This is a genomic window from Mesorhizobium sp. B2-4-2, assembly GCF_006442845.1.
Lineage (GTDB): Bacteria > Pseudomonadota > Alphaproteobacteria > Rhizobiales > Rhizobiaceae > Mesorhizobium.
Genome location: NZ_VFVM01000022.1, coordinates 1 through 23,593 on the forward strand (window position 1 = coordinate 1; position 23,593 = coordinate 23,593).

At 62.0% G+C, this 23,593-nt stretch carries 24 protein-coding genes and 1 pseudogene; 11 read left to right on the forward strand and 14 right to left on the reverse strand.

Going from position 1 to position 23,593, the window contains the following annotated elements:
- Nucleotides 1–491 precede the first annotated feature (491 nt).
- A pseudogene (locus tag FJ942_RS28975) lies at nucleotides 492–645 on the forward strand (IS630 family transposase); the annotation flags it as partial.
- Here FJ942_RS28975 and FJ942_RS28010 read toward each other — a convergent pair.
- The 8 genes from FJ942_RS28010 to FJ942_RS28045 all read right to left on the reverse strand — a co-directional run bounded on the left by FJ942_RS28010 (nucleotide 642) and on the right by FJ942_RS28045 (nucleotide 10,848).
- Nucleotides 642–2,066, reverse strand: coding sequence for a M20 family metallopeptidase (locus FJ942_RS28010; RefSeq protein ID WP_140518277.1), 1,425 nt, complete (start codon nucleotides 2,064–2,066; stop codon nucleotides 642–644). The pseudogene FJ942_RS28975 and the gene FJ942_RS28010 sit on opposite strands and share 4 nt — an antisense overlap.
- 11 nt (nucleotides 2,067–2,077) lie before the next feature.
- Nucleotides 2,078–3,514 carry an aldehyde dehydrogenase gene (locus FJ942_RS28015; RefSeq protein WP_140899611.1) on the reverse strand — a complete coding sequence of 479 codons (1,437 nt, stop codon included), beginning with the start codon at nucleotides 3,512–3,514 and terminating at the stop codon, nucleotides 2,078–2,080.
- A gap of 17 nt (nucleotides 3,515–3,531) precedes the next feature.
- Complete coding sequence (locus FJ942_RS28020) at nucleotides 3,532–5,130, reverse strand: GMC family oxidoreductase N-terminal domain-containing protein (RefSeq protein ID WP_140899613.1); 1,599 nt, start codon at nucleotides 5,128–5,130, stop codon at nucleotides 3,532–3,534.
- A gap of 67 nt (nucleotides 5,131–5,197) precedes the next feature.
- Nucleotides 5,198–7,069 (reverse strand): ABC transporter ATP-binding protein, encoded by a 1,872-nt coding sequence (locus FJ942_RS28025; protein ID WP_140518274.1) that lies wholly within the window; start codon nucleotides 7,067–7,069, stop codon nucleotides 5,198–5,200.
- Complete coding sequence (locus FJ942_RS28030; RefSeq protein WP_140672712.1) at nucleotides 7,066–7,980, reverse strand: ABC transporter permease; 915 nt, start codon at nucleotides 7,978–7,980, stop codon at nucleotides 7,066–7,068. Before FJ942_RS28030 ends, FJ942_RS28025 begins: the two co-directional genes overlap by 4 nt.
- Complete coding sequence (locus FJ942_RS28035; RefSeq protein ID WP_140518281.1) at nucleotides 7,980–8,966, reverse strand: ABC transporter permease; 987 nt, start codon at nucleotides 8,964–8,966, stop codon at nucleotides 7,980–7,982. Before FJ942_RS28035 ends, FJ942_RS28030 begins: the two co-directional genes overlap by 1 nt.
- A 72-nt stretch (nucleotides 8,967–9,038) precedes the next feature.
- Nucleotides 9,039–10,592, reverse strand: coding sequence for an ABC transporter substrate-binding protein (locus FJ942_RS28040; RefSeq protein WP_140518272.1), 1,554 nt, complete (start codon nucleotides 10,590–10,592; stop codon nucleotides 9,039–9,041).
- A complete protein-coding gene (locus FJ942_RS28045; protein ID WP_140518271.1) occupies nucleotides 10,579–10,848 on the reverse strand; it encodes a hypothetical protein in 270 nt (89 codons plus the stop codon). The genes FJ942_RS28040 and FJ942_RS28045 overlap by 14 nt, the downstream gene beginning before the upstream one ends.
- A gap of 338 nt (nucleotides 10,849–11,186) precedes the next feature.
- Between FJ942_RS28045 and FJ942_RS28050 the strand changes: the two genes are divergently transcribed.
- The 3 genes from FJ942_RS28050 to FJ942_RS28060 all read left to right on the forward strand — a co-directional run bounded on the left by FJ942_RS28050 (nucleotide 11,187) and on the right by FJ942_RS28060 (nucleotide 14,099).
- Nucleotides 11,187–11,951 (forward strand): DeoR/GlpR family DNA-binding transcription regulator, encoded by a 765-nt coding sequence (locus FJ942_RS28050; protein ID WP_140518270.1) that lies wholly within the window; start codon nucleotides 11,187–11,189, stop codon nucleotides 11,949–11,951.
- A 75-nt stretch (nucleotides 11,952–12,026) separates the two neighbouring features.
- Nucleotides 12,027–13,151: a phosphotransferase gene (locus FJ942_RS28055; protein ID WP_140518269.1), complete on the forward strand. Its 1,125-nt coding sequence runs from the start codon at nucleotides 12,027–12,029 to the stop codon at nucleotides 13,149–13,151.
- A complete protein-coding gene (locus FJ942_RS28060; RefSeq protein WP_140899616.1) occupies nucleotides 13,152–14,099 on the forward strand; it encodes a choline kinase family protein in 948 nt (315 codons plus the stop codon). It abuts the gene before it with no gap.
- 137 nt (nucleotides 14,100–14,236) lie between these two features.
- Here the strand turns inward: FJ942_RS28060 and FJ942_RS28065 are convergent, their stop codons facing one another.
- From FJ942_RS28065 to FJ942_RS28080, 4 genes are all read right to left on the reverse strand, one after another.
- Complete coding sequence (locus FJ942_RS28065) at nucleotides 14,237–14,515, reverse strand: FGGY-family carbohydrate kinase (RefSeq protein ID WP_246679902.1); 279 nt, start codon at nucleotides 14,513–14,515, stop codon at nucleotides 14,237–14,239.
- Between the two features lie 506 nt (nucleotides 14,516–15,021).
- A complete protein-coding gene (locus FJ942_RS28070; protein WP_140672715.1) occupies nucleotides 15,022–15,465 on the reverse strand; it encodes a VOC family protein in 444 nt (147 codons plus the stop codon).
- A 52-nt stretch (nucleotides 15,466–15,517) separates the two neighbouring features.
- Entirely contained in the window at nucleotides 15,518–15,943 is a 426-nt protein-coding gene (locus FJ942_RS28075; RefSeq protein WP_140518265.1) for a BA14K family protein, read from the reverse strand.
- Nucleotides 15,944–15,982: 39 nt separating this feature from the next.
- The gene (locus FJ942_RS28080; RefSeq protein ID WP_224620038.1) at nucleotides 15,983–16,390 is read right to left on the reverse strand and encodes an EF-hand domain-containing protein; all 408 of its coding nucleotides are present in this window, start codon (nucleotides 16,388–16,390) and stop codon (nucleotides 15,983–15,985) included.
- Between the two features lie 268 nt (nucleotides 16,391–16,658).
- Here FJ942_RS28080 and FJ942_RS28085 point away from each other — a divergent pair, with 268 nt between their 5' ends.
- The 7 genes from FJ942_RS28085 to FJ942_RS28115 all read left to right on the forward strand — a co-directional run bounded on the left by FJ942_RS28085 (nucleotide 16,659) and on the right by FJ942_RS28115 (nucleotide 21,040).
- Complete coding sequence (locus tag FJ942_RS28085; RefSeq protein ID WP_140518263.1) at nucleotides 16,659–17,093, forward strand: EF-hand domain-containing protein; 435 nt, start codon at nucleotides 16,659–16,661, stop codon at nucleotides 17,091–17,093.
- A gap of 43 nt (nucleotides 17,094–17,136) precedes the next feature.
- Nucleotides 17,137–17,532 (forward strand): hypothetical protein, encoded by a 396-nt coding sequence (locus FJ942_RS28090; RefSeq protein ID WP_140899619.1) that lies wholly within the window; start codon nucleotides 17,137–17,139, stop codon nucleotides 17,530–17,532.
- A gap of 84 nt (nucleotides 17,533–17,616) precedes the next feature.
- Nucleotides 17,617–18,213: a sigma-70 family RNA polymerase sigma factor gene (locus FJ942_RS28095; protein WP_140672717.1), complete on the forward strand. Its 597-nt coding sequence runs from the start codon at nucleotides 17,617–17,619 to the stop codon at nucleotides 18,211–18,213.
- On the forward strand, nucleotides 18,210–18,644 hold the full coding sequence (locus FJ942_RS28100) for a hypothetical protein (RefSeq protein WP_140518261.1): 435 nt from the start codon (nucleotides 18,210–18,212) through the stop codon (nucleotides 18,642–18,644). The genes FJ942_RS28095 and FJ942_RS28100 overlap by 4 nt, the downstream gene beginning before the upstream one ends.
- The gene (locus FJ942_RS28105) at nucleotides 18,641–19,042 is read left to right on the forward strand and encodes a periplasmic heavy metal sensor (protein WP_140518260.1); all 402 of its coding nucleotides are present in this window, start codon (nucleotides 18,641–18,643) and stop codon (nucleotides 19,040–19,042) included. The genes FJ942_RS28100 and FJ942_RS28105 overlap by 4 nt, the downstream gene beginning before the upstream one ends.
- 125 nt (nucleotides 19,043–19,167) lie before the next feature.
- On the forward strand, nucleotides 19,168–20,283 hold the full coding sequence (locus FJ942_RS28110) for a hypothetical protein (protein WP_224620036.1): 1,116 nt from the start codon (nucleotides 19,168–19,170) through the stop codon (nucleotides 20,281–20,283).
- Nucleotides 20,276–21,040 (forward strand): ABC transporter ATP-binding protein, encoded by a 765-nt coding sequence (locus tag FJ942_RS28115; RefSeq protein ID WP_140672719.1) that lies wholly within the window; start codon nucleotides 20,276–20,278, stop codon nucleotides 21,038–21,040. The genes FJ942_RS28110 and FJ942_RS28115 overlap by 8 nt, the downstream gene beginning before the upstream one ends.
- Before the next feature lie 442 nt (nucleotides 21,041–21,482).
- On the opposite strand, the gene FJ942_RS28120 is transcribed toward FJ942_RS28115, so the two are convergent.
- On the reverse strand, nucleotides 21,483–22,019 hold the full coding sequence (locus tag FJ942_RS28120) for an invasion associated locus B family protein (protein ID WP_140672720.1): 537 nt from the start codon (nucleotides 22,017–22,019) through the stop codon (nucleotides 21,483–21,485).
- A 103-nt stretch (nucleotides 22,020–22,122) separates the two neighbouring features.
- A complete protein-coding gene (locus FJ942_RS28125) occupies nucleotides 22,123–23,475 on the reverse strand; it encodes an autotransporter outer membrane beta-barrel domain-containing protein (RefSeq protein ID WP_348642159.1) in 1,353 nt (450 codons plus the stop codon).
- Between the last annotated feature and the right edge of the window lie 118 nt (nucleotides 23,476–23,593).

Below are 23,593 nucleotides of genomic sequence, written 5' to 3' on the forward strand. Positions count from 1 at the left end.
ATCCTGCAATTCCAAAGCCACAATCGGCCCGGATCAAAAAGCCAAATCAATGGCTTGCGGATAGTTCACGGCCGACTATCCAGGCGATTCCGAGAGCGGCATGGCCGCGCTGAAGCTGGACTTTCGCTTGTCGAAGGTCGGCACGCGATCTGTGCCGGCAGTTGCGCTGCAAGTTCGGACAGCGTGGTCCGGGACGCCCGGAAACTCTCCCTGCGAGGCCTGCTCATTATCTTGCCGCTCTGCATACGCTGACCATCACGTTCTTCCCAAACTGGCCTCGCGCGCTGGCGGCGGAAATACCCGACTTGCAAAGCTCGCTGATCCCGGATCGAGGCGGGATCGAAGCAAACCTGTCCGCGCTGACAGATGGGAAGGCTGGCTTCTTCCTGACCTATGCGCATCCTGATGTGGCGTTTTACCTCGACCGCGAGCGCTTCGATTTCAGAAACTCTCGTGTCTCGCCAGCGTTGACCATTGGTTCGCGACAAGCAATCGAGAACGCATTCTCAAAACTCACGGCGCTTCTGCGCTCCAAAGCAGCGCGACTCATCAAGGCGCTGTGGGGCGCAGTCGGTTCGATCGTCGAGCTGCTCTCAGGGTGAGTGCCAAAACTACTTCCACGCCACAGGATATGATCCGGATTAAGCGGACATGCTCCAGCCAAGAAGCGGCGGAGAAAGGTCGGCCGGAAGAATGTTCACCACAGGATCGCGCGCCAGTCTGGAGGCGTGCTCCTTCTTCGCCTCGATCAACACGGCAGCGTCGCTCAGCAGATCCGCCCCGGTGGCTGCCATCACCTTCGAAACATGCACCATTCCCTTATGGGCATGAGGCGATTTGCCTTGGGCTGTGACCTGCCAGGTGTGAAGCGGCGTCCCGATCGCCATAGTGGCGCCATAAGCCTGGACCGTCGGTACCTTCCAACTCACGTCTCCCACATCAGTCGATCCGAGCATCTGCTTGCCGTTCGATCCGACTCCAATGATGCGGTCGCACAATGCCGTTGCGCCGGGCTCCAGCCCGAACATCGCATATGCCGACTGCACATGATCCTGCGTCAGACTTGCCTGTATCCGTTGCGCGAAGGCCTCGTCCTCCGCGTCGAATTCCGGTGGCCCGAGCATTTCGAAATTGCGGGCCAAAGCCCGCTCCAACACGCGATTCCCAAGCAAGCTGTTCATGGCGCACACGAGGCGCGACTTTACTGTGGTCTCACTCATCAGGGCAGCGCCATCGGCGATGCCCTTGACACGGTCGACAAGCGCCACGACTTCGCCGGCGCGTGGCGATCGCACGATGTAACGCACCGTCGCCTGAGCCTGTACGATGTTGGGCGCCGGCCCACCTGCGTCGAGATAGGCATAGTGAAGCCGGCAGTCGGAGGGGATATGCTCGCGCAGGTAGTTCGAGCCAACGCTCATCAGCTCGACGGCATCGAGCGCGCTACGCCCAAGGTGCGGTGAGCCAGCAGCATGAGCCGAGCGCCCCGTGAAGGAAAAATCCAGAATGGCATAGGCCAGCGCTGCTGGCTCCATCACGCCGGCGAATGCAAATGGATGCCACGAGATCGCCGCATCCACATCATCGAAAATGCCGTCGCGAACCATGAAGGCCTTGCCGGCCCCGCCTTCCTCTGCCGGACAGCCATAGTAGCGCACGCGGCCGGGCAGGTTGCCCGCGGCCAGCCATTCCTTCACCGCCGTGGCGGCGAGCATCGCACCGGACCCCAGAAGGTTGTGGCCGCAGCCATGGCCTGGCCCGTTTCCTGCGAGAGGCCGATGTTCCGCCGCGCCAGCCTCCTGGCTGAGTTCCGGCAGCGCATCGAACTCTCCGAGGAAGGCTATTACCGATCCGCCCTCCCCCGATTCTCCCATGACTGCGGTCGGCATTCCGGCGAGCCCCGTCTCGACCCGAAAACCCTGCTCCCGCAGCATGCGCGCGTGCTCCTGTGACGAGCGGTGTTCCTGATAGTTGAGTTCGGGCGTTCCCCACACCCTGTCGCTCAGCTCAACAAAGCGCCTGGCCAATGCCTCAACGTGCCCCCAGACGGCAGGACTATTGCTCATGTCGTCCCCGCTCAGACAGCTACGGTCTTGTGTTCGATGTAGTGGTTGATCGCCTCGGGACCGAATTCGCGTCCGATCCCACTGCGCTTGAAGCCGCCGAATGGCGACAGGAGATCGGAGGCCGCGTTGTTGACGGTCACGCCGCCGGTTCGGATGCGACGCGCGACCTCCAATCCTCGATCAGGATCCGAGGTCCACACCGAACCCGACAGGCCATAGATAGAGTCGTTCGCGAGCCGAACGGCATCGTCCACGCCGTCGTAGGGAATGACGCACACGACCGGGCCGAAGATTTCCTCCTGAGCGATGCGCGAGGCGTTATTGACATTGGCAAAAATCGTGGGCTTGACGAAGGCGCCGTGATTGATGCCTTCCGGCATCCCCAGCCCTCCGGCGGCAAGATCGGCTCCGCTTTCGATGCCCGCAGCGATGAAGTCGAGCACACGCTGACGCTGGCGTTCCGCCACGAGCGGCCCCAGAAAAGTCTCAGGATCCGCCGGATCGCCAATCGTCATGCCAGAGACATTGTCCACAAGCGCGTCGACAAAGGCATCGTGGCGCCGGCGCGGCACGAGGATACGCGTTTGCGCGACGCAGACCTGCCCATTGTTGGGAAAGGAACGATAGCGGAGCGCATCGACTGTCTGGCCGATATCAGCATCGTCCAGCACGATTGCCGCGGATTTGCCACCGAGCTCGAGGCTGACGCGCTTCAGTTGTGCGCCCGCCAGGCTGGCGATGCGGCCGCCGGCAGCAGTGAAGCCGGTGAAGCCGATCTTGTCCACGCCCGGATGCGTCACCAGATATTCGCTTACCTCCCGGTGAGCGACCAGGATGCTCAGGACACCCTCCGGCAGTCCCGCCTCACTGAACAACTCGCCCAGATACTGGCCGTCAATCGCGGTTTCCGGCGCCAGCTTCAGGATCACCGTGCAGCCGGCGAGCAGGGCCGGAAAGAGCTTCGCCAGAGCGACCTGATGTGGCGCGTTCCACGGGATGACAGCGGCGACCACGCCTACCGGGTCACGGACCCAAACTGCGTTGCCCCGGGGATAGCCAGCGCGATGCACTTCCCAAGGATACCCCTCGGCGGCAACGACATAGGCTTGGCCCTGATCACGAATGAGGGTCTGGATGGCTTTGGCAAACCAGGCCGGCGCGCCCATCTCCGCCGTCACCAAACCGGCGAACTCGTCGGAGCGGGTCTCGTAGAATTCCGCGAACCTGCGGATAACAGCAATACGGTCGACCACCGGCATGCGCGGCCAAGCGCCCTCGTCGAATGCCTTGCGCGCCGTCGCGACCGCAAGATCCACGTCGGCCTGCGCTGCCAGCGGCACCGCGCCGACCTGGCTTCCGTCGTAGGGCGAGCGGACCTCGATGAAATCGGCGCCCAGGGGATCCACGCGCCTGCCGCCGACGAAGTTCTGCGTGAAATTCCGCGTCATGATAAACTAGTTCTCCGCTACGGATGGATGAGGTCGGCCGCACGCTCGCCGATCATGATCGCCGTCGCGTTGGTGTTGCCGGCGATATGACGCGGGAAGATCGAGGCATCCGCGACCCAGAGCCCTTCGGTGCCGTGTACGCGAAGCTCCGGGCTGACGACCGCGTTTTCGTCCGATCCCATCCGGCAAGTGCCCACCGGATGCAGGAACGGCACCGTGGCCTTGCGCGCATAGGCTTCGTCCGCGGCAGGCCCCGCGCCTTCAGCCGGCACGTCGATGAGCTCGCGCACATGGCTGCCGAACGGGGGCGTCGAAGCGAGCCTGCGGATCCAATCCAAGCCGCGCAGCACGCAGGCAACGTCGTCTGGATGGTCGAGCAGGCGCGGATAGATCGCCACCGGCTGTCGCGGATCGCTGGAACGAAGCTCGAGGTGGCCGGTGCTCTTGGGATAGTTGACGTTGGCCAGGATGGTAACAAGGTTGCGCGTCGGCACGTGCAAACGGCCGTTGTCGTTGAAGTATCCGAAGGGGAAGAGATGGAACTGGAGGTCCGGTATCTCCCTATCCGGCGTCGATTTCAGGAAGGCGAGCACCTGGGCGGTGGGCACGCTCAACACACCATTGCGCGAGAGAATCCATTCGGCGAATGCTTTTGCCCGTCCGATCGGCGATGCATAGGCATTCCCCGTCTTGACATTCATCTCCGCACGGACATAGAGGCCCGGATGTTCCATCAGGTTGCGGCCGACCTCGGGACTTGCGATCCGCACGCCAATCCCATGGGGGGTCAGTTGGTCCGGATCGCCGATGCCAGAGAGCATCAGTATCTGCGGCGAGTTGATGGATCCGGCCGACAAGACCACGCCGCGCCGTGCCGTGGCTCGTACCTTCTGGCTGCCGCGCAGAATGTCGACGCCGGTAGCCCGTTTGCCTTCCAGTACGATGCGCTCGACCAACGCACCGTCCAGGAATGTGAGCTTGGCGTCACCGAGGCGAGGCAGGATGAAGGCGTCGAATGCCGAGTGACGAACGCCGCCTCTGGTGGAGCCCTGATTCCAGGCGACACCCTCGTGGGATCTTCCGTTGAGATCGGGGTTCAGGGGGACGCCCGCATTGACGAAGCTGTCGATGAACTTGGCCGATATCGGGTGCTTCCAGCGTAAGGCCGACACCCGGAGAGGTCCCATGCCGCCGCGATAGGCATTATCCTTGTCGTTATCGGCGGTCTCCATCTTGCGGAAATAGGGAAGCACCGAATTCCATCCCCATCCCTTGTTGCCCATCGCCTCCCAGGCGTCGTAGTCGGCCGCGGCGCCGCGAATGAAGATCATGCCGTTGATGGCCGAGGATCCGCCCGGAACGCGCCCCCGTGGCCATGATTCCTGCAGACCATTGCGACTGGGATCCGGCTCGGTCACGTAATTCCAGTCGTAGCGGACGTTGCCGATCGTATGCATCAGCGCGGCCGGCACGCGTGTCAGATGCAGCTTTTCGCTTTTGCCCGCCTCGAGGAGAAGGACACTCGCGCCCTTTTCGACGAGACGCGCTGCGAGCGGTGAGCCGGCGCTGCCAGACCCTACGACAATGTAATCGAATTCCATAGTGGACGTGCTCATCAGAAATTTGAGGCGGGCGCTGCAAGCCGCATCGCGCTGCCGGACGCGGTTGGAAATCTAGCTATCCTCACGATGCCCTCACATCCACGGCGGGCATCCTCACCGGTGCGGCGGCTCCGGCGGTGACAAGATGGCAGGCAGCATAGTCGTCGCCGCTGCGCTTCATCAGCTTGGGGTCCTCGCTCACGCAACGCGCGAAGGCGAAGGGGCAGCGTGTGCGGAAACTGCAGCCCGGAGGGATGTCGATCGGATCGGGCGGTTCGCCTTCCAGCAGGTAGGTCCCGGTATCGTAAGGCTTGTGCTCAATGGCTGGCACCGCGCTGAGCAATGCCCGCGTATAGGGGTGCGCGGGATCGAAAAACGTGGCCCTGTTGCCGGCAAGTTCCGCCACGCGCCCGAGATACATGACGGCTACGCGGTTGCAGACGCGGCGAACCATGCTCAGATCGTGGGAGATATAGACATAAGTGATGCCGTGCCGGTTCTGCAGCCCCTCGAACAGGTCCAGCAACTTGCCCTGCTCGACCTGATCGAGCGCGGACAAGGTCTCGTCGAGAATGAGCAGTTCCGGCTCCAGCACCATGGCGCGCGCGATATTGACACGTTGGCGCTGACCGGCGCTGAGGCCCACCGGCAATCTGTCCGTAAGGTCGGACCGCAGGCCAACCTCGTTCATCGTCGCCGCCACGCGTTCCCTGATCTCCTTCGCGGCCAACCCGCCATGGATACGCAGCGGCTCAGCGATTGTGCGACCGATGCTCAGGTGTGGCGGGATGGCGTTGTAGGGGTCCTGAAGCAGCAGTTGGAATCTGTGGCGCAAGTCCATCAGCTTGCGGCCGCCCAGACGGGCGATGTCTTGTCCCTTGAACAGTATCTGTCCCTTGTTCGGAGCCTCGAGGCGGCTGAGCAGCCGCGACAACGTCGATTTCCCGCAGCCGGATTCGCCCACGATGCCGAGATTGTCACCCTTGTAGACGTCGAACGAGACGCCGCGTACGGCCTGCACCACGCGATGCGCGAACAGCCTCTGGCGATCCTTGGTGGAGTAGGAGCGATAGACGTCACGTACCGAGAGGATGACTTCGCGCTTGTCGTCCACAGCTTCTTCCGGCGCGGCCGCCGTCGGTTGGGCATTCCATATGCGAGGCAGGCTCCCGATGAGATTGCGGGTGTAGCTGTGGTCCGGCTTCTCGATGAGGCTGCGCGTGTCACGACATTCGACCACCCGGCCATCGGCCAGCACCAGAATGTTGTCCGCAATCTCGTTCAGCACCCCGAGCGCCGAGGAGACGAATATGATCGCTGTCGAGAAGTCGCGCTGCAGATCGCGCAGGAGGCGCAGGATCTGGGCCGCCACTGTCACGTCGAGCGGCTGCGTGATGTTGTCCGCCACCAGCAAGTCCGGATTCGTGACGAGCGCGTCGACGATCAGTACACGCTGCATCATGCCGCCGCTGAACTGGAACGGAAATTCGTGGAAGCGCTGCGCCGGCGAGGGAATGCGCACCGCATCCAGCACCCGCAATACGCGGGCCCTCGCGTCGGCGGTCGAGATACCAGGCTCAACGGCGCGAAGCTTCTCTATGATCTGCTGGCCGACCGGAATGGTGGGATCGAGCGCGCTGCCTGGGTCCGAGCCGATGTAGGCTACCTTGCGGCCGCGCAGCTTCTGCATCTCGGCGGGCGGAAGGCCGAACAGATTGCGCCCACGGTAGGCGATACTTCCACCCGTCGGCAGAAGCGGTGGGCTTATCCAGTTCACCAGTGCGCGCGACAGGACCGTTTTGCCGGAGCCGCTTTCGCCGATGATGCCCAGGACTTCGTTCTTCGAGACCGAAAGATCGACGTTGCGCAGGATCGCGCGCCGAGCACCGGCAGCCGTGGCGAGATCGATCGAGAGGTCCGAGACCTCGAGGATTTTGGCACTTTCCGCGCTCATAGAACCCCCTGCAGGAATTTGTTACGGGAGCGTTCGAGAGCGCCACCCATCAGGTTGATGCCGCACAGCGACGCTGCCAGCAGCAGGCCGGGTATGGTGGTGATCCACCAGGCATTCATGAGATATTTCGTGCCGTCGGCGATTATGGTGCCGAAGGTCGGCGTAGGCGGCTGGATGCCGATGCCTATAAACCCCAGGATCGCCTCGAATATCATCATGCGCGCGACGTCGAGCACGGCCACGAAAGCTATAGGCGGCAAAGTGTTGGGCGCGATGTGCACAAGCAAAATGCGCAGGTCCGAGGCGCCCAGTATCTTGGCAGCGCGCACATATTCCTTTCGCCGTTCCGACATGGTGACGCTGCGCGCTATGCGGGCGTAGCCCGGCCAGCCAGCGAGGATGAACACCAGAATCACCGACATCGGTGTCGGCCGTGTCACGCCGAGGATCGTGATTGCCAGAATGATGACTGGGATGGACATCTGCGCGTCGGTGATGCGCATCAGGATGAGACTGGTCCAGCCGCCGGCATAGCCCGCCAGCATTCCGATCGCCGAACCTATGACGAACATGCCGATGACGCTGGCAATGCCGATCATCAATGCGTTCCGCAGCCCTATCAGCGAACGTGCCAGAAGATCGCGGCCGAGCTGATCTGTGCCAAACATATGCGGCCAGACCCAGCCTTGCTCCGGGAAGGGCGGTGAGAATTTCAGCCCCACGCTGAACTTTGTCGCCGAAAGCCCGAGCAATGTGGGCGCGACGACCGACAGTAGCAGGAGGCCGAGGAATATCACCGCACCCACCCTGAACTCCGCCGTCCTCGCGGCATTCAGGAAAATGCTGGCGCCCAGGCTGCGCGACTTCGCCGGCTGGCTGGCAGTGGTTTCGACGATGGCTTGCTCCGACATCAGTACTGCAGCCTTCTGTCTATCGTGGTCGAGGCGAAATCGACCAATATGTTCACAAGTACGAGCGCGACGCAGGAGAAGATTGCGATCGCCTGGATGATGGGAAAGTCGCGCTGGAACACTGCATTGATCATCAGCAGACCGATGCCTGGATAGTTGAAGAGATACTCGATGACGAAGAGACCACCGAGGATCAGACCCACCGCCTGAATGCCGAGAAGGTTGAGCAACGGAATGGATGAGTTGCGCAGCACATGCGCGGCGATCATCCGCGCACGCGTCAGGCCGCGTATCTGACCTACGGACACATAGGGATCGAGGAGGTTCGACGACACGGACACCGACAGGGAGCGCACGATCACCGGAATGAGTTCAACCGCGAGGACCAGCGCCGGCAGTATGGCATAGGTCCAGTTCTGATAACCGATCGCGGGAAGCCATCCGGTTTTGGCTGACAGCAGGAAAATGAACACAAGTCCAAGCCAGACATTGGGCAATGAAACCAGCACTGAGCTCAGATAGAGCGCGAAGCGATCCGGCCATCTCCCGGCATTGAGCCCGGCCCAGACACCGAGCGGCAAGGCGACAGCCAGCGAGATCAGAAAAGCGAGGCCGGCCAGCAGGAGGCTGTAGGGCAAGGTCGTGACGATAAGCCCGATCACAGACGCTCGATTGCTCGCATCGAAAGTCGATTCACCGCGAGAACCGCCAGTGCTGCCGCCTTGAGCGCTTCGCACGAAGGAGCGTCCGAAATCGCCTTGCAGAACGTGTCCCATATAGCGACCGAACTGAACGATTATCGGGTCGCGCAATCCAAGATCCTTGGCGGTTTGCTCCGCGACCGAGGGCGACACCATCGGCCCCAGCATGAGCCGCACGGGATCTCCGGGCACGACACGCAGCAACGTGAAGATCAGCAGCGCGATGGCAACGACGATGATCGCGCCCTGGGCCAGGCGGCGGATGAGAAAATCTATGGCAAACAGCATGGAGTCCGTCTCGTGCGGGGAGAGTGGCGGCGTCGGCCGGTAAGAATCCGGCGCCGCCTGTTCCTTGCGTCAGACCAGATCGGCTTTGGACAAGTCGATCGGCCCGTAAGGGAGGTAGACGGCGCCCTCAAGGCTCTTGGATGCGCCATGGAAGGTGAGCGCAGAGAATAACGAGAAGCTCGGAACCTTCTTCGCCATCGTCGGGAAGGTTTCCTCGGTAAGAATCTTCAGGCGCTCTTCCGGATTGGGTGCCTTGCGCTCCTTGTCGAGCGCCGCATCGATCTCGGGATCGTTAATGCCGCTGATGAGCGCGGCACTCGAATGCCAGTTCGGCCGCAGCACAAGGTCCGGCTCCGGCGAGGGCGTCATCCAGCCCACGTCGCACATATGGCCCTGACCCTGTCCGTCCGCTCGCCGATAGATGGCGACTTCCCATGCGGCCGGCTCAAGGACGGTAAGCTGGACATTGAAGCCCTGCTCCTGGAGCATGGCGGTGATCAGCTCGCCATATTCCTTCGTCTTCGGATAGAAGCCGATCGACGTGATGTATTCGAGCTGCGGCAGGCCTTCGCCTTTCGGGAAGCCGGCTTCCGCGAGCAGGCGCTGCGCCTCCTCCGGATTGTAGTCGGGATAACCCTCGATATCCTTGAAGCCGAACTTCATTGGCGAGATGTAGCAGCTGGTGGGCAGCGCCGCGTCACCCATGAGTTCCAGGATCTGCTTGCGGTCGATCGAATGGCATGCCGCGAGGCGGATGCGAGGATCATCGAATGGCGGCTTGTTGCAGCGGAAGTGCAGATACTTGTTCTCTGTCGTCAGGCCCTTGCGGGTGACGACCTTGGGGTTGCCCTGAAGCGAGGCGTACTGCTCTGGCTCGAGGCGCTCGGCGATATGATACTGGCCGTTGAGCAAGCCTAGGACACGTGTATTGGCGTCGGGCACGTAGGCGTAGATCACCTCATCGACTTTCGGACGGCCGCCGAAATAATCGTCATTGGCGGCCAGCACGTTCTGGTCGCCGTTGGTGGCAACATATTTGAACGCGTTGGTGCCGTTCGGGCGCTTTTCCAGGCTCTTGGGATCGGCGACATCCTTGGCCGACAGAACCGGTATCACACTCGAGATGAACCACCAGGCGGAAGCCGGATAGCCGTACTTCCCGGTGTGCAGTCGAACCGTGAGGCGGTCGACGACTTCGACATCAACCTTGCCAGGACAGAATGAGGCGGCCGGGCGCTTCGGATCGGAAGAGTATTCGTAGGTGGCCTTCACATCCTCGGCGCCGAATTCCTTGCCATCGTGGAATTTCACACCATCGCGCAGCTTGAACTCGATCGTGTTCGTGTCGATCAGGGACCAGCTTTCGGCCAGCGCCGGCTCCAGAAGGTCCGCCTCGCCGTCACGCATCGGGGCCCTGGTCAGCGCATTGAACACGAACTTCTCGAAATTGCCCTGCCCGAGCGTGGTGTGGGAGGTCGGGTCCCAGTTGCCGGTAACCGGCCCCATCGAGGCAAGCACGACACTTTTCTTGCCGTCAGCGCGCACTGGCACCGGCATGCCGCCGACCATGCCCGCCACGCCAAGCGCACCAGCCCCTACAATAAGATCTCTACGCGTAACCATTGATGTTCCCCTTTGCTTGCATGCGCGCCTTGCTGGAACGCGCGACTTCGTTATCAATTGCCAAGCCGATCACAGTCCCAGCCTCCACCGCCGGTCCGAAACACTCCATCCATCTCTGGATGTGCAGGAAATGCGCGGCGTCGCAGCCACACTCGGCGATTCCAATCGCGGCGCCCGGAAGGGCGCCTTGAAGGGCTCGTCGCGCAACCGATTCGTCCGCCAAAGCCAGAATCAACAAATCGGTCAAAAACATCATTATAGTCGCACCATTCAGAGTCAAGCCAAACCGCTCTGCAAGCGCACAGATTCGTAAATCGGATGACATTGAGGCCGCTTAGAGTCAGTCAGATTTGATATAACTGTTGATTTTAAAGGTGAAATTTCTTTCCAAACTCAGCCTGATGCATGCTATGGCTGAACGATTTGGATGTTTTATGAATTTTTGCCGAATTGACGGATCATCGGCCTGAACTTATCATGCCGGAAACGGGAGGCTTGACTTGGTCGCGGAAGCCATTAGCCCAAGGCTGTTGAAGCCGCTCATGTCAGGGAACGCAGATGGGCTGCCCCAGCGGCCGGCGGTAGAATGAGTCCATGAGATTTTCAGAATTCCGGCAGGAAAAGATTCTTGAAATCCTGCGAGCCAACGAACGCGCGAGCGTCAATGCCTTAGCGGAGCGTCTTGAGGTCAGTCCTGAATCCATCAGGCGCGACCTGCGCATCCTTGAAGTCAACGGCTTCGCCCGAAGAGTCTATGGCGGTGCGGTCATCACGCCCAACGAGGCCGACAAGCCCTTCGTCGAACGAAACAAGGTCAACGCGCCGGAAAAGAACCGGATCGCGGAGAAGGCTGCTAGCCTCGTTCGCGACGGGATGAAGATATTCGTCAGTTCCGGCACGACGACGCTCGCCTGCGTGAAGCAGTTGCACAAGCATCAGGACCTGACCATCTTCACAAATTCCATTGCCGTCGCGGCGCACTTCTTTTCGCATGGCTGGGGTACCAGCGTTCGCGTGCTCGGCGGCCCGATGGTGCCGGAGTACCAGGCGACCTTCGGCCACGCGACCATCACCGCGCTCAATGGCCATCGTTTCGATCTGGCGCTGATGGGCGTCAGCGCTGTTCACTACGACCACGGCTTCATGGGCTTCGGCGAGGACGAGGTCGCACTGCACGATGCCGCCAGACTACAGGCTTCCACCACCATCATGGTGGCCGACGCATCGAAGTTCGGACGCTTCGGCTCCGTGCGCGCCTTCGGCCTTGGCGATGCGCATCACGTCATTACGACTAAGGGCGTGGGCGAGGAGTTCGTGCAACGTTTCGACGAACTGGGCGTCGACCTCATCAGGGTCTAGCCAAGGCGCGCATTCCAAAACCTGCCTGCCTCCAAATCTTTTCTTTACACAAGACACCGGAGCGATAGCATCGGCTTGGCCCTGTCGGCGCCGTTGGCCGGACCGGCAGCGGCATCGTTCGAACAGTGCGCGAGACAATCTTACCTGACGGAAATGGCTTTGGCGGAAAAGGGCTCGACGCCCCGCAAAGACTTAACGGAAGTCGCCGGCACTGCCGCGACGAATGCACTTTCTGCGATTCTCGCGAAGGATTGGGATGGCCTTGTCGATCGCGCGGCGACATCGCGCCTGGACCGTCAGACATGGAGCGCAGCCCGGATAAAAGTCGCGGCGGAGGCGGGCGCGCCTGGTCTCCTTGTGCCTACGCATCGCGGCATCGACAGCACGCGGCTCGAACTATCAATGGAAGGCCAACGCCCTTCCCTGCTGCTGAAAGTCATTCATCCCGATCAGCGTCGTTATATCGATACGGCTGCTTCTTTCGACGCCCAGCGGAAGGCGGCGATACTCGGCTGCGCGCCCGACATCCTGGTTTCGGACGCCGTGCGCGGCATCGCGCTGATGGACTTTCTGGACGGATGGAGGACAGCACGCGTCAATGACTTGCGCAACGCAGACGTCATGGATGCCGTGCTTGCCATCAAGCGCAGGATCCATTCCGGCCCTCGCCTGACGCGTACCTGGTCTGTCTTCGACAGGATCAGAATCCTTCAGGCGGAAATCGCACGCAACACGAGCGGTGCGCCGAGTGAACTAACTGTCTTGCAGGACGATGTGTTCCGTATCGAGCGCATGATCGAGGCTGCCGGCGTGGACACCGTTCCGGCTCATGCCGATGGCCTCGCCTCCAACATCCTGATCGACACTCACGGCAATATCCAACTCGTGGATTTCGACGAGGCGCGCAATGTCGACCCCTACTTCGAGTTTGGTATCCTGATGAACGAAGCCTTCGGGCCTGAAGAAGAGATGCTGCCTGCTCTTGAAATGTTCGAGGGCCGCGCGCGGCTTGAAAGCCTTCGCCGCGCCAAGCTCTATGCGGTTGCCGATGACCTGGCGTGGACCATGTGGGGACTGGTCATGGACGCCGTCTCCGCAAGGAAGGATGTCGAATTCTTCCGCTATGCATGTTGGCGCCTGATCCGGTGCCGGACCACATTGGCCGGCGTCGATCTCGACCCTCGTGCCGGGTGGCTTTGAATGTCCGCCGTTGAAAAAAGCCTGGGCGAAGGCAACACCCTCGCCGAGCGCCAACTCGAGGCAGCATTATCCAAGGTCATCGCCTGGCAAGGCAAGGCCATTCGCTACCGGCCGATGTTCGGCGGCTTCAGCAACTCCAACTGGCGTGTCAGCGTGGCCGGCAAACGCGGCTCCTTTTTTGTCAAGTTGCCTGGCCCGGGCACGGAGCGCTTCATCGATCGCGCCGCGTCCCTGGAAGCGGGCCAGCGAGCCTACCTGCTCGGCATCGGGCCCCGATGCTTCGACTATCTGAAAGACGAGGGCATAGAAATCTACGATTTCGTCGAGAATTCCCGCACATGCGTTACCAGGGATTTTCACGCGGCCGGCATCAGGGAGAGCACAATCGCGCTTTACCGCTCGTTCAACGACTCCCCCCTTCTCGGTCTCACAAAGACCGTCTTCGACATGATCGAGGAGCATCTCGAGCAACTGGCCGAGTTGGGAGGGGAGCTGCCCCTCGGCTTTCCTTCGATCCACGCACAATATCGGGCAGCGCGTACTGCGCTCGAAGCCGCGGGGATCGATCTCGTGCCTTGCTACAACGACCCCGCCCCCGCCAACTTCCTGTCAACCAGCGACGGCCGTATTATGATCGTTGATTTCGAATACGCTTCCAACAACGACCGTTGCTACGATTTGGCAACGTGGTGCTCGGAAATGTTCTTCGATGATTGTATGAACAACGAAGCCATCGAAGCCTATTTCGGCCGGGTGGAGCCGGCCGTTCAGGCGCGCATGTTCGTCTATCGGATGCTTGGCGATTTCAAATGGTCGCTTTGGGCCATGATCCAGACGGCTATCTCCGACATTGATTTCGATTTCTACAAGTTCGGCGCCTGGAAGCGGATGCGACTGCACTCGACGCTGAACGACCGGCGCTGGGGCCGATCGCTGGCCTCACTCTGATTCGGGGACGATCCGAATCTCAAATTGCCGATTGGCTGGTTTGCAGTCAGTGCATTAATCACGACCCTCCAATCGGGATGGTCCATACCCCTGTTGATCTCGAGCCAAGGCAGTCGCGCACCAGTATTCCTCGTTGCTCAGCGCCAACCTCGCGCCCTGCCAATCGCGTCCTTGTGCCTAGCCCTTAGATCATCGCGCGCGATAGCGGCGGGGAAGAACCGCGCCACGACCCCGGCCGCAATCTTCATCGGGATTTTTCTGACCTGGTCGTTTGCAAGCGTCGCGCACCCCAGGGCAGTCAATTCATCTATTTGGGAGCATATGATTTCCCGTCCGAGAATGTCGGCCAGAAACTGGCAAAAAAAGGTGCTACGCACCAAACCGCCATCGATTGATATGGGATCGGCCAGGGTCAACGTTTCCTGTGGGCAATCCATACGTTAGCGAATGGTTCGCCAGCCCATTCCATCGTATTCTCTCGTATGGTCTGGCGAACCTAAGGACGGGAGGAGGACTAGTTTTCCATGCGCGCGGTGTCTCTTTCATCCACAAAGAGTCGATGAACCCGCAAACGAGCACGGCTGGTTTGGGGCCGGAGCAGATCGGCAGCTTCCGACCGGGAAACATCGATTGCGGCATCCAGCTTAGCGTTGGCGTGGTGCTCCGGCGCTAGTACCGCGGTGGCGTAAGCCTTCTGGGTCGAGATCGTCCCAGATTACGCATTGATCGCAATACGCGAGCGCCGACATCACGCCAACGGAGGAAGGCGCCTGGTTTCGTGAATGCTTCTCCCGGTGGCGGAAATCGGAGACGGTCATCAAGCTGCAGTCGCTTGCACGATGAGGTTGGTCTTAGCCGTTGAGCAAGTCGTAACGGCGTCGCAATCCAAAAGCTGATGGGCTGTCGCTGCAGCAAGTCGGTGTCAGCTCTCCAGATCACGACCGTTTGAGCTTTCCATGACGATGCCACCCCAGTCCTCGGGCACTACATCAGCGATCGACTGCGAAAAGGTCCAATTGTGGCCGTCGAGGTCACGGCAGGAATACTGACGCTCGCCATAGGGATGGCTCGTTGGCCCGCTGAGAATAGCTGCGCCATGCCGCGCGGCTCGCCTGTGGTGCCCGTCGACATCCTCGACGCGTACCATCACTGCGAATGGACCACCTGTCCCCGTCAGTCCGCCAGACTTCAATTCTGTGACAACGACGGTGCCGTCTCCGAAGCCGAGCTGGGCACGATGATTGCCGATCATCAGCCGTATTTCAAAGCCGAAGGCCTCACAAAGCCAATGGCTGGCCGTCTCGACATCGCGATACGAAAGCACCGGTATGACCGTGCTCGTGGGCATCGAGCGGTTGTCGATCATGGTCATCCCCTATGCTGCCTTGAAAGGGTTGGAGGCCCTCAGCGAAGAGCCTTCAACTATAAGGCGACCAACATTGTTGGCGAGGACCGTTATAGGGCTGGTAGCTGTTGTCCCAGGCGCGGTAGGAGACGTAGCGCTCGTAGCACCAGCGCACATGCGCTGCTTCCAATCGGACGGCCGGACTTGGCGCTACCGGTGCGACAGTCACCGCCGCGACGCCGGCGGCAAAGGCGGCTGCCGGGAACCAGTAGCCATTATAGTAGCGGTAGCCTGGCCGCACGCGGGCATAGCCGCGATACCCATTATAGTAGTATCCGCCGCCAACGACGTAGAAGCCGCGCCGAAACCAGACTGGCGTCGGCGCTGTGGCGACCGACGCCGGGGCAGAGGCCGGCACGACAGGCAAGGCCTCGGCCGGCGAGGCGAGCCCTGTGGCGCCAATCATCAAACCGCAAAACGCTGTGATTGTCCGCTTCATCTTTTCACTCCTGTTGAATGGGGTCGAAGGGTTCGGGGATTACTGACGTCGGAGCGCACGCAGTTCGGAGATAGAAAGCGCGCCATCGCCATTCGTGTCCGCCTGCAGCAACCGGTCAGGGATGAAGGCGGCGAACTCGGCGCGCGAAATCTTGCCGTCGCCATTGCGGTCGATGCGGTCGGCCTGGGCCTGGAAGCCGCCGAATTGGGCGGCCTGGAAGTCGCGCTTCGACTTCACCTGTTCCACTGCCGCGCGCACTTCGCCCGCGTCGAGCAAACCATTGTGGTTGGCATCCATCCGGTCGAACATCTGCGCTCGCGCGGCCTGGATTTCGCTGAATTCGAGCTTGCGGTCGCCGTTGGTGTCCACGCGCCGGAAGAGTTCCCTGGCACTGCCGTCCGCCGCACAGGCGCTTCCCGCGCCAAGCAGCAGGCCGGCAAAGGCCATGACGATCTTGTTCATATTGATCTCCGCATTGGGGTCGGATGGTCCGCCGCGGACCGTCCTTGCAGAGGCTTCTACGCAGCGCCTTTTGTGCTCCTACGCAACGCGAAGATGACTTTTTTCAAAGTGCGGTCGGCGCCGCTGCCTATCCCCGCCGCGATAGAGAATTCGAGGCAGCAAAGAATCTTGGGCGTCGAGCGTAGGAGCCGAGCTCTCGCTGCGTATCGGGCTGCAGTGGCCGCCCGCGGCCTGACAATGAAAGGACATGATCATGAAACGCTCAGTACTGATAGCGGCCTTGCTTATCGGGCTCTCGCCGCTGTGCGCGGCTCAGGCTCAGGACATGCCGGGCCAGCGCATCCTGCAACGGATCGATACCAATGACGACGGCGCCATCTCCAAGGATGAGATGACAGCCGCCCGCCAGCGCCTGTTCAAGCGGCTTGATGGCAATGACGATGGCGTCATCGACGAGAAGGAAATCGAAAGCGCCCGCCAGGCGATCAATGACCGCGCCGAGACCGCGCAGGCGCGGCTCGCCAGCCGCTGGCGGCGCATGGACGCCAATGGCGATGGCAAGGTGTCAGAACAGGAATTCGCCAGCAGCATGCCTTTGTTCGACCTCGCGGACCGCGACAGCGACGGCAAGCTCTCGGCCGACGAGCTCGCCTCGGTCCGCAAGCTGATCGCCGAGCACGCCAATTGATAATCGGCAGCGATCATTCCCTTTACAAAACAAGGAGTACGACATGTTGTCTTCGGTAAAGATTCCGATGTTCTGCCTCGGTGCGATGCTTGTCTGGTCGGCCGCTTCGCCGGCGTCAGCCGAGGAATGGCAGCGACCGACCGTGCATGGTGGCGAGATCAGCCGCAGCGTCGGCAAGGACAGCAGCGTCTACACCGGCTCGACCACCCGCACCGGTCCGAATGGCGGCACCTACACGTCGAGTTCCAAATGCGTGGGAGGCGTTGTTGACCGCTGCGCCAGAAGCTATTCTGGGACTGGGCCGAATGGGCAGTCCTTTTCGGGGAAACGGGTGTCGGCGCGCGGGCCGTTCCGGGGCCGCTCGGTCGGCAGCTTCACCGGCCTGAACGGCAACACGGTCCATGGCTTCCGCCACTGGCGGCGCGGACATCTGGTGTGATGGACTTGAATCCGAAATTCGTTTCTGTGCTCCTCCTGATCGATGCGAATTTCGGATTCGCCGAACCAGCAGTCTCGTCCGTGGATGCCCGCCGCCGTGCGACATGAGGAGCCCCGCGGTGACGATGAGCTTCTGGCGCGCATCGCCGCGGGCAGCCAAAGCGCGCTGTCCGAGCTTATCGCCCGCCATGGCCGTGGGCTGCGGATATTTGCCGCGCGCTATCTCGGCAATGCCGGCGACGCCGAGGATGTGGTGCAGGAGGTGTTCGTGACCGTCTGGAAACAGGCCGCGCGATTCGATCCGGTCAGAGGGCGGGCTTCAACCTGGCTCTACCGGATCACTGCCAACCGTTGCATCGACCAGCGTCGACGCAGGGCGCTACGCAGTTTCATCGGGCTGGACGACGTAAGGGACGAAGTCGCTTCGCCGGAGGCGGATGCCGAAGCGACGACCGCGGCGCGGCAGGAACTGGCGATCGTGCGCGACGGGCTCTCGCGCCTGCCGGAACGGCAGCGCATGGCGGTGCTGCTCAGGGCCGTCGGCGACCTCGACATCGCGGCGATCGCCGAGGTGATGGGCAGCAGCGTCGGCTCGGCCGAGCAATTGCTTGTCCGCGGACGGCGCGCGCTCAGGGATCATTTGGCAATGGCGGCCGTGGGCCGCGAAAGGAAGTCCTCATGACACGGGACGAATTTGAACGATGCAGGCGCCGCTTCGGCGACACAGTCGAGGCATGGCCCGCACCCTTCCGCCAGCAGGCACTGGCCTTGATGGCAGCGGAGCGGAAGAACGATCCCGATGCCGCTCTCGACCGCCTCGTGCTCGAGGCGGCGCTGATCGATGGCGACGACCAAGAACTGGCACGCAATGTGCTGGCTCGCATCGAAGCCGGCTCGCCTGGCCCGTCCTTGTTGGCGCGCCTGCTCTTAAGTCCGACCGGGTTCGTAGCCTGCGCCGCTGCCGCGCTCGTGGCGGCGACGCTGGCCGGCTACCAGGTGGCGCGGCTGCAGGACGATCCGTCGGATACGGAGCTTCTGGCGTTGGCGTCGGGATCGTCATTGGCCGATGGCGGTGTTGTCGCGGATTATCCGGCAGAGGAGGGCTCGCTTTGAAGCGTTCCTGGACATGGACGGCGACGCTGGTGCTGCTCGCCCTTTCGCTCGCCGTCAACTTCTTCCTGGTCGGTTATGCCATGCACGGCCTGCGCCAGGGCGCGGCGGCGCGCGTGCTGTTGTCAGAGATTGCCGGCAGCTATCCGCCCGAGGTGAGGAAGGAGTTCCGTGGCGTGCTGCGCGACAACCGCGCGCGCACCTTCCAGGCACTGCGCGAACTGCGTGCCGCGCGCGCCAATCTGGCAGCGGCACAATCAGCCAAACCCTTTGACGAAGCGGCGGTGAAGGACGCGATGGCGGCGGTGCGCAGCGCAACGACCAACCTGCAGGCGACCATGCAGGACTATCTCCTGGCCGCGCTAAAGAATGTCAACGCCAAGGCCGCCGTGGGAGGTTGAGACGCGACGGCCCTACTGGCGGCACAATCGTCGCCGACCTATGTCGATATCCAACGGTCTGCGATCACGATGATGGAACAATGCGGCACGACAGGCTTGTCCTGACTCTGCTTCGGCGCGAGCTCTTGGCTGGCTTGCGCTCGATGCGCTGCCGCGACCTTGCCTGGATCGTCGCCGGCGGTGCGGCTCTGCTTGCCTATGCCATCGCTGACATCGTTCTCGCTTTGCAGGCGGCATCCGCGACGCTGCGGCAGGAGCAGGCGCTGTGGCTGCTTGGTTTGCCGGGCGCGCTTCTCATTCTTGGCGGCTTCGCTGGCAACGCGCTCGCCAGGCTTTGCTTGTCGCGCGCCTTCGCGCCGTTCCTGAAGGCGTTGCCGCTCTCTCTTCGGGAGCGCCGGCGCATGGCGACGGTGGCGATATTTGCGATGGGCGTTCCGCTTGTCGTGGCCGTCATGGCGGCGGTCGGTCTTGGCTGCGCCGTCATCGCAAAACCGCTGGCGCCGGTCTGGGGTCTGGGCGCCGCGATCCTGTTTGTCGCCGGCCTGTGGGCGGCAGCCGGCTGGCGGCTGCGCGGCCGGGACACGATCAGCCTCGACGACAAGGCCAGCCCGCTGGGCGATGGGCGTAGGCGCCGTCCATGGCTCGGTGCTTTCGACCGTTCGGCACCAGCCTGGCTCTCCAGCTGGGCCTTGGGCCTGCCGGCTGGCCATGTGCGCGCGTCCTGGCGACTGGTGGGGGCGGCCGTCTTCTTCGGTTTCGTCGCGGCCCTTTCCGCAGCAATCAGCCTCGTTCATCACGACGCCGTGCCAGCGGCCATGGCGGGCCTGACCGGCGGCCTTCTCGTCTTCATGCTGAGCGCGCGCTTCCATCCGCTCGGCTCGCCGGTACTGCGCACGGCTCCAATCGGCTTTGTCAGGGCGTGGCTGCGGCTGGCGCGGCTGCCCCTGCAATTGTCGCTTGCCTTCTTTCTCATGCCGGCAGGTGCTGCCCTGGCGGCGGAGCCATCGGCTTGGACGATGCCGCTCGCCAGTGGCTTGTGGCTGCTGGCGCTGAACGGCGCCTATGCGGTGTTCGCCGCCTATTTCATGACGGCGCCGTTCGTCGCCGTGCTGAGCTTCCTCAGCGCCATCGCCTACACCAGCTACGAATCGCTCGAATATGGGCGCACGGTGCTGATTGGCTTTGCCGCCCTTGTCCTGTTCCTATGGCACCGGGCGCAACGGAGATACCGCCATGGATAGCAGCGCCGATCCCGTCGAGATACTCGCGGTTCGCGGGCTCAGCGCCGGCTATGGGGGCCGCGCGGTCGTCAGCGACATCGATCTGTCGATCGACCGAGGCGACATCCTTGGCCTGCTTGGCGCCAACGGCTCGGGCAAGTCCACCTTGCTCAGGGCGATCACCGGCCAGATTCCGCCACTTGGGGGGACCGTGGCGATCGACAGGATCGACCTTGCCGGCGCACCGGAACGTGCCAAATCCGGTTTCGGTCTTGCCATGCATCCATCCGATCTACCGGTGGCGCTGACCGGGCGGCAATATCTTGAGCTCGTCGCCTCGATCCGCGGCTGCGCCGAAGACGACTGGCCTGGCGTCAATGTCGCTGACCGGCTCGGGCTCAACCGCTGGCTCGACCGACCAATCGCCGAATATTCACTCGGTACGCGGGCCAAGATCGCCATTGCCGCGGCTCTCCTCGGGGCGCCGCCGCTGCTGATCCTGGACGAGTCCCTGAACGGCCTTGATCCGCTTGCCGCCTTCGAGGTCAAACGCGTCATCCTTGCATTGCCGGCGAGCCGCCGCCAAGCCGTCATCATCTCCACCCACGTGGTCGAAGCGGTTCCCGGCCTGTGCAGCCGCGCGGTGCTTCTGGCCGAGGGCAGCATTGCCCGAGAGTGGGACGCCCGGCAGTTGGCCGACGCCAGCCACGCACCCGGGACCTTTGAGCTCCACGTTATGCAGGCGCTGTCGGAACCCATGAGCTGGCGAAGGAGGTAACGCGGCATATTTTGCCGAGAGGGGATGGCTTTCGGGTGACGTCTGCTTTTGGGTAATGGCAAAGGCATCCCGAACTGCCGGAATTGGGCGCATTGCTGCCATTCGGTAGAAGATGAATGCGGTTCAGCGAATGGCTGGATCAGTTTCTTGAATCAATTTGGGCGAACCGCTTCGTAGCCCATTGACAAATAACCATCATCTTAGTCGCCGAGGGTCAGCATTTTCTAGAGCGGTGCCTCAGTTCTAACCACAAAGAAGGTAATCATGCATTGTGACGATAGCGTTATGAGCGCGGCCGCATTGGTCACGAAAGCGGGTCGACCGCTTCGCCATGATCTGGAGGGAAGCTGACCTTGCATCCAGCTCAGCGCGATGCGGCTTAAATCAGTGGCAAGTAACGGCTTTCGTTAGGTAAGGAAACGGACAACCCAACAGAGAATCGTCACGCTCCAGCAAGAACGCTTAGCCTGTCCAGAGCAGGTGCGAGCCCTTTCAGCGATACGGACAAAGCGACGTCCTTCTGGTCGGTGCTTCTGACCTTGATCTTCAGCACCGAACCCGCCCGCAATGCGGCTACTGTTCCTTCATCGAGGCTGAGCGGTACGATGCAGCCGGCCGGCAAGCAGGTGGAGAAGCGCAGCGCCTCAGGGGGCTGGCTGTCATCGATCTGCAATGTGGCGCCGGCGTCGAGCATAAGCCCAAACGGAAGCACGACATTGCCCGCGAGCGTGGCGTCGCTGTTTCGCCTAAGCTCAACAGCCAGGATCCGCTGTCCGTTCTGCTGCGTCTGTTGCTGGGAGACACCGCACGCTACCGTTGATGTGCTGCTTTGACAGGTCAGGCTCCAGTCCTGGTAGCTCTCCTGGAGCGAAGTCGCGCCGCCTGGCAGCTTTGAAGTCACCTCTTGAGACAAGGCCGCGGTGCCCATCACCATCAAGCTGAGTGTTGCTGCTGCACTGGCCAGCGGGAATTTCCACATGCGCAATTCGATGACCTTTCATTACTCAGCCGGCGCCTTGGCCGGCCGACACATTTGATAAGCCGACCTTATAGTGATCGGCCGAACCATCACTTCGGTCCGCCTACCACTTGACGCTGAAGCCGAGCTTGGCGCCGATGGAGCGGCTGTCGCCGAACTCTTTCAGGCTCGACTTGGCGAAGGCCTCGCCGAAGACGGTGTAGCGGTCTTCGTTCCAGCTCAGTGATCCACCGACACCCAGCCCGCCCCATAGCGGCTGGTCGTGCTCGTGCAGCGCGGTGCCGGAGACATCGACGTCGTTGCCGTCCAGGAAGTCATAGTAGAGATTGGCGATGCCGTAGAGATGCGATCGGCTTACCCTTCCCTGAGCTCCTGTCCAGGCATCCTCGTGGTCGAGCGACAGGCCGGCACGGCCGATGAGCGTCTGGCTGCTGTCGAGCGACACTGCCGCATCGAACGGATCGGTGAAGCCGTCGAAGCGGACTGAGGAATAAGAGAGTTGAGCCTGCGGCGTCAGTGTCCATTTGCCCTGGAGCGCGAACTTCTGGCCGGCTTCGATGCTCAGAGCATAACCGAACCGGTTATTGCCATTGGCAAGTTCGCTGCCCAGCGTGGCGGACTTCAGGTCGCTGTCATACCACGTCACCTGGGCCTGGGCGTCGGTGTAGAAACCGTTGTCGCCATACCAGGTCAGCGTGCCGCCGAAGCCATAGCCGGTGGCATCGATGGAGCCGGCCCCATAGATCGAGGAGATGTCCGACGAGGCTGTACCGTAGTGGAAAGAGACACCGCCAAGCAGGATGCCGGTGGCGTCCTCATAGAGCAGGCCGTCGACGCCTGACTCCAGTCTCCATGTCGTCACGTCATAGTCCGAGACGGTGGTGGCGCTCTCGGGGCTCTGCCGCGTGTGGGCGCCCTCGATGCGGGCCCAGATCGCGTTCTGTGTGGGAACGCTGCCGATCTCGTCGGCGCCCTGGGCGGCACCCACCCATGAACGGTTGCCGACGCGCTGCTGCAAAGTGCCCAGTTCGTTCAAGCTCTGCAGGACACCCGGATAGGCCTCATAGATTGGCACGGCCGGCGAATAGAGCGGTCCCTGTGGGCCGGTCGGGGTGGTCAACGCCGAGCGCAGATACCAGTCGCCGTCGCTCGGCGTGCTGACGCCATTCTTATAGAGCCGGTAGGCATAGGCGCCGCTGACCACGGCCTGGTCGCCTTGGAAGACATAGTCGCCGGCAAGCGAGAAGGTGCCGGCCGAGCTTCCGCCCACATCGATGATCTTGATGCCTTCCACCGTCTGCGCCCCTGCCCCGCCGACATTGGCGACCGCAAGAATGCCGGTGCCGGAGGTGTTGCCATGGATGACGACCTTGTCGGTGGTCGAGGCATCGCCATCGAGCGCTGCATTGAGGCTGCCCAGACCACGAGCCGCTCGAGATCGACTGACTCGGACCAATCTTACGCGCAGATATTCTGTTATCGCGGGATATCTACCATCAGGGTTTTCTGGTAATATACTTCTTGGCGGACCCCAACCCGCTAGGCCGGCGCCCTATTAAAAGCCGGGTTTACCC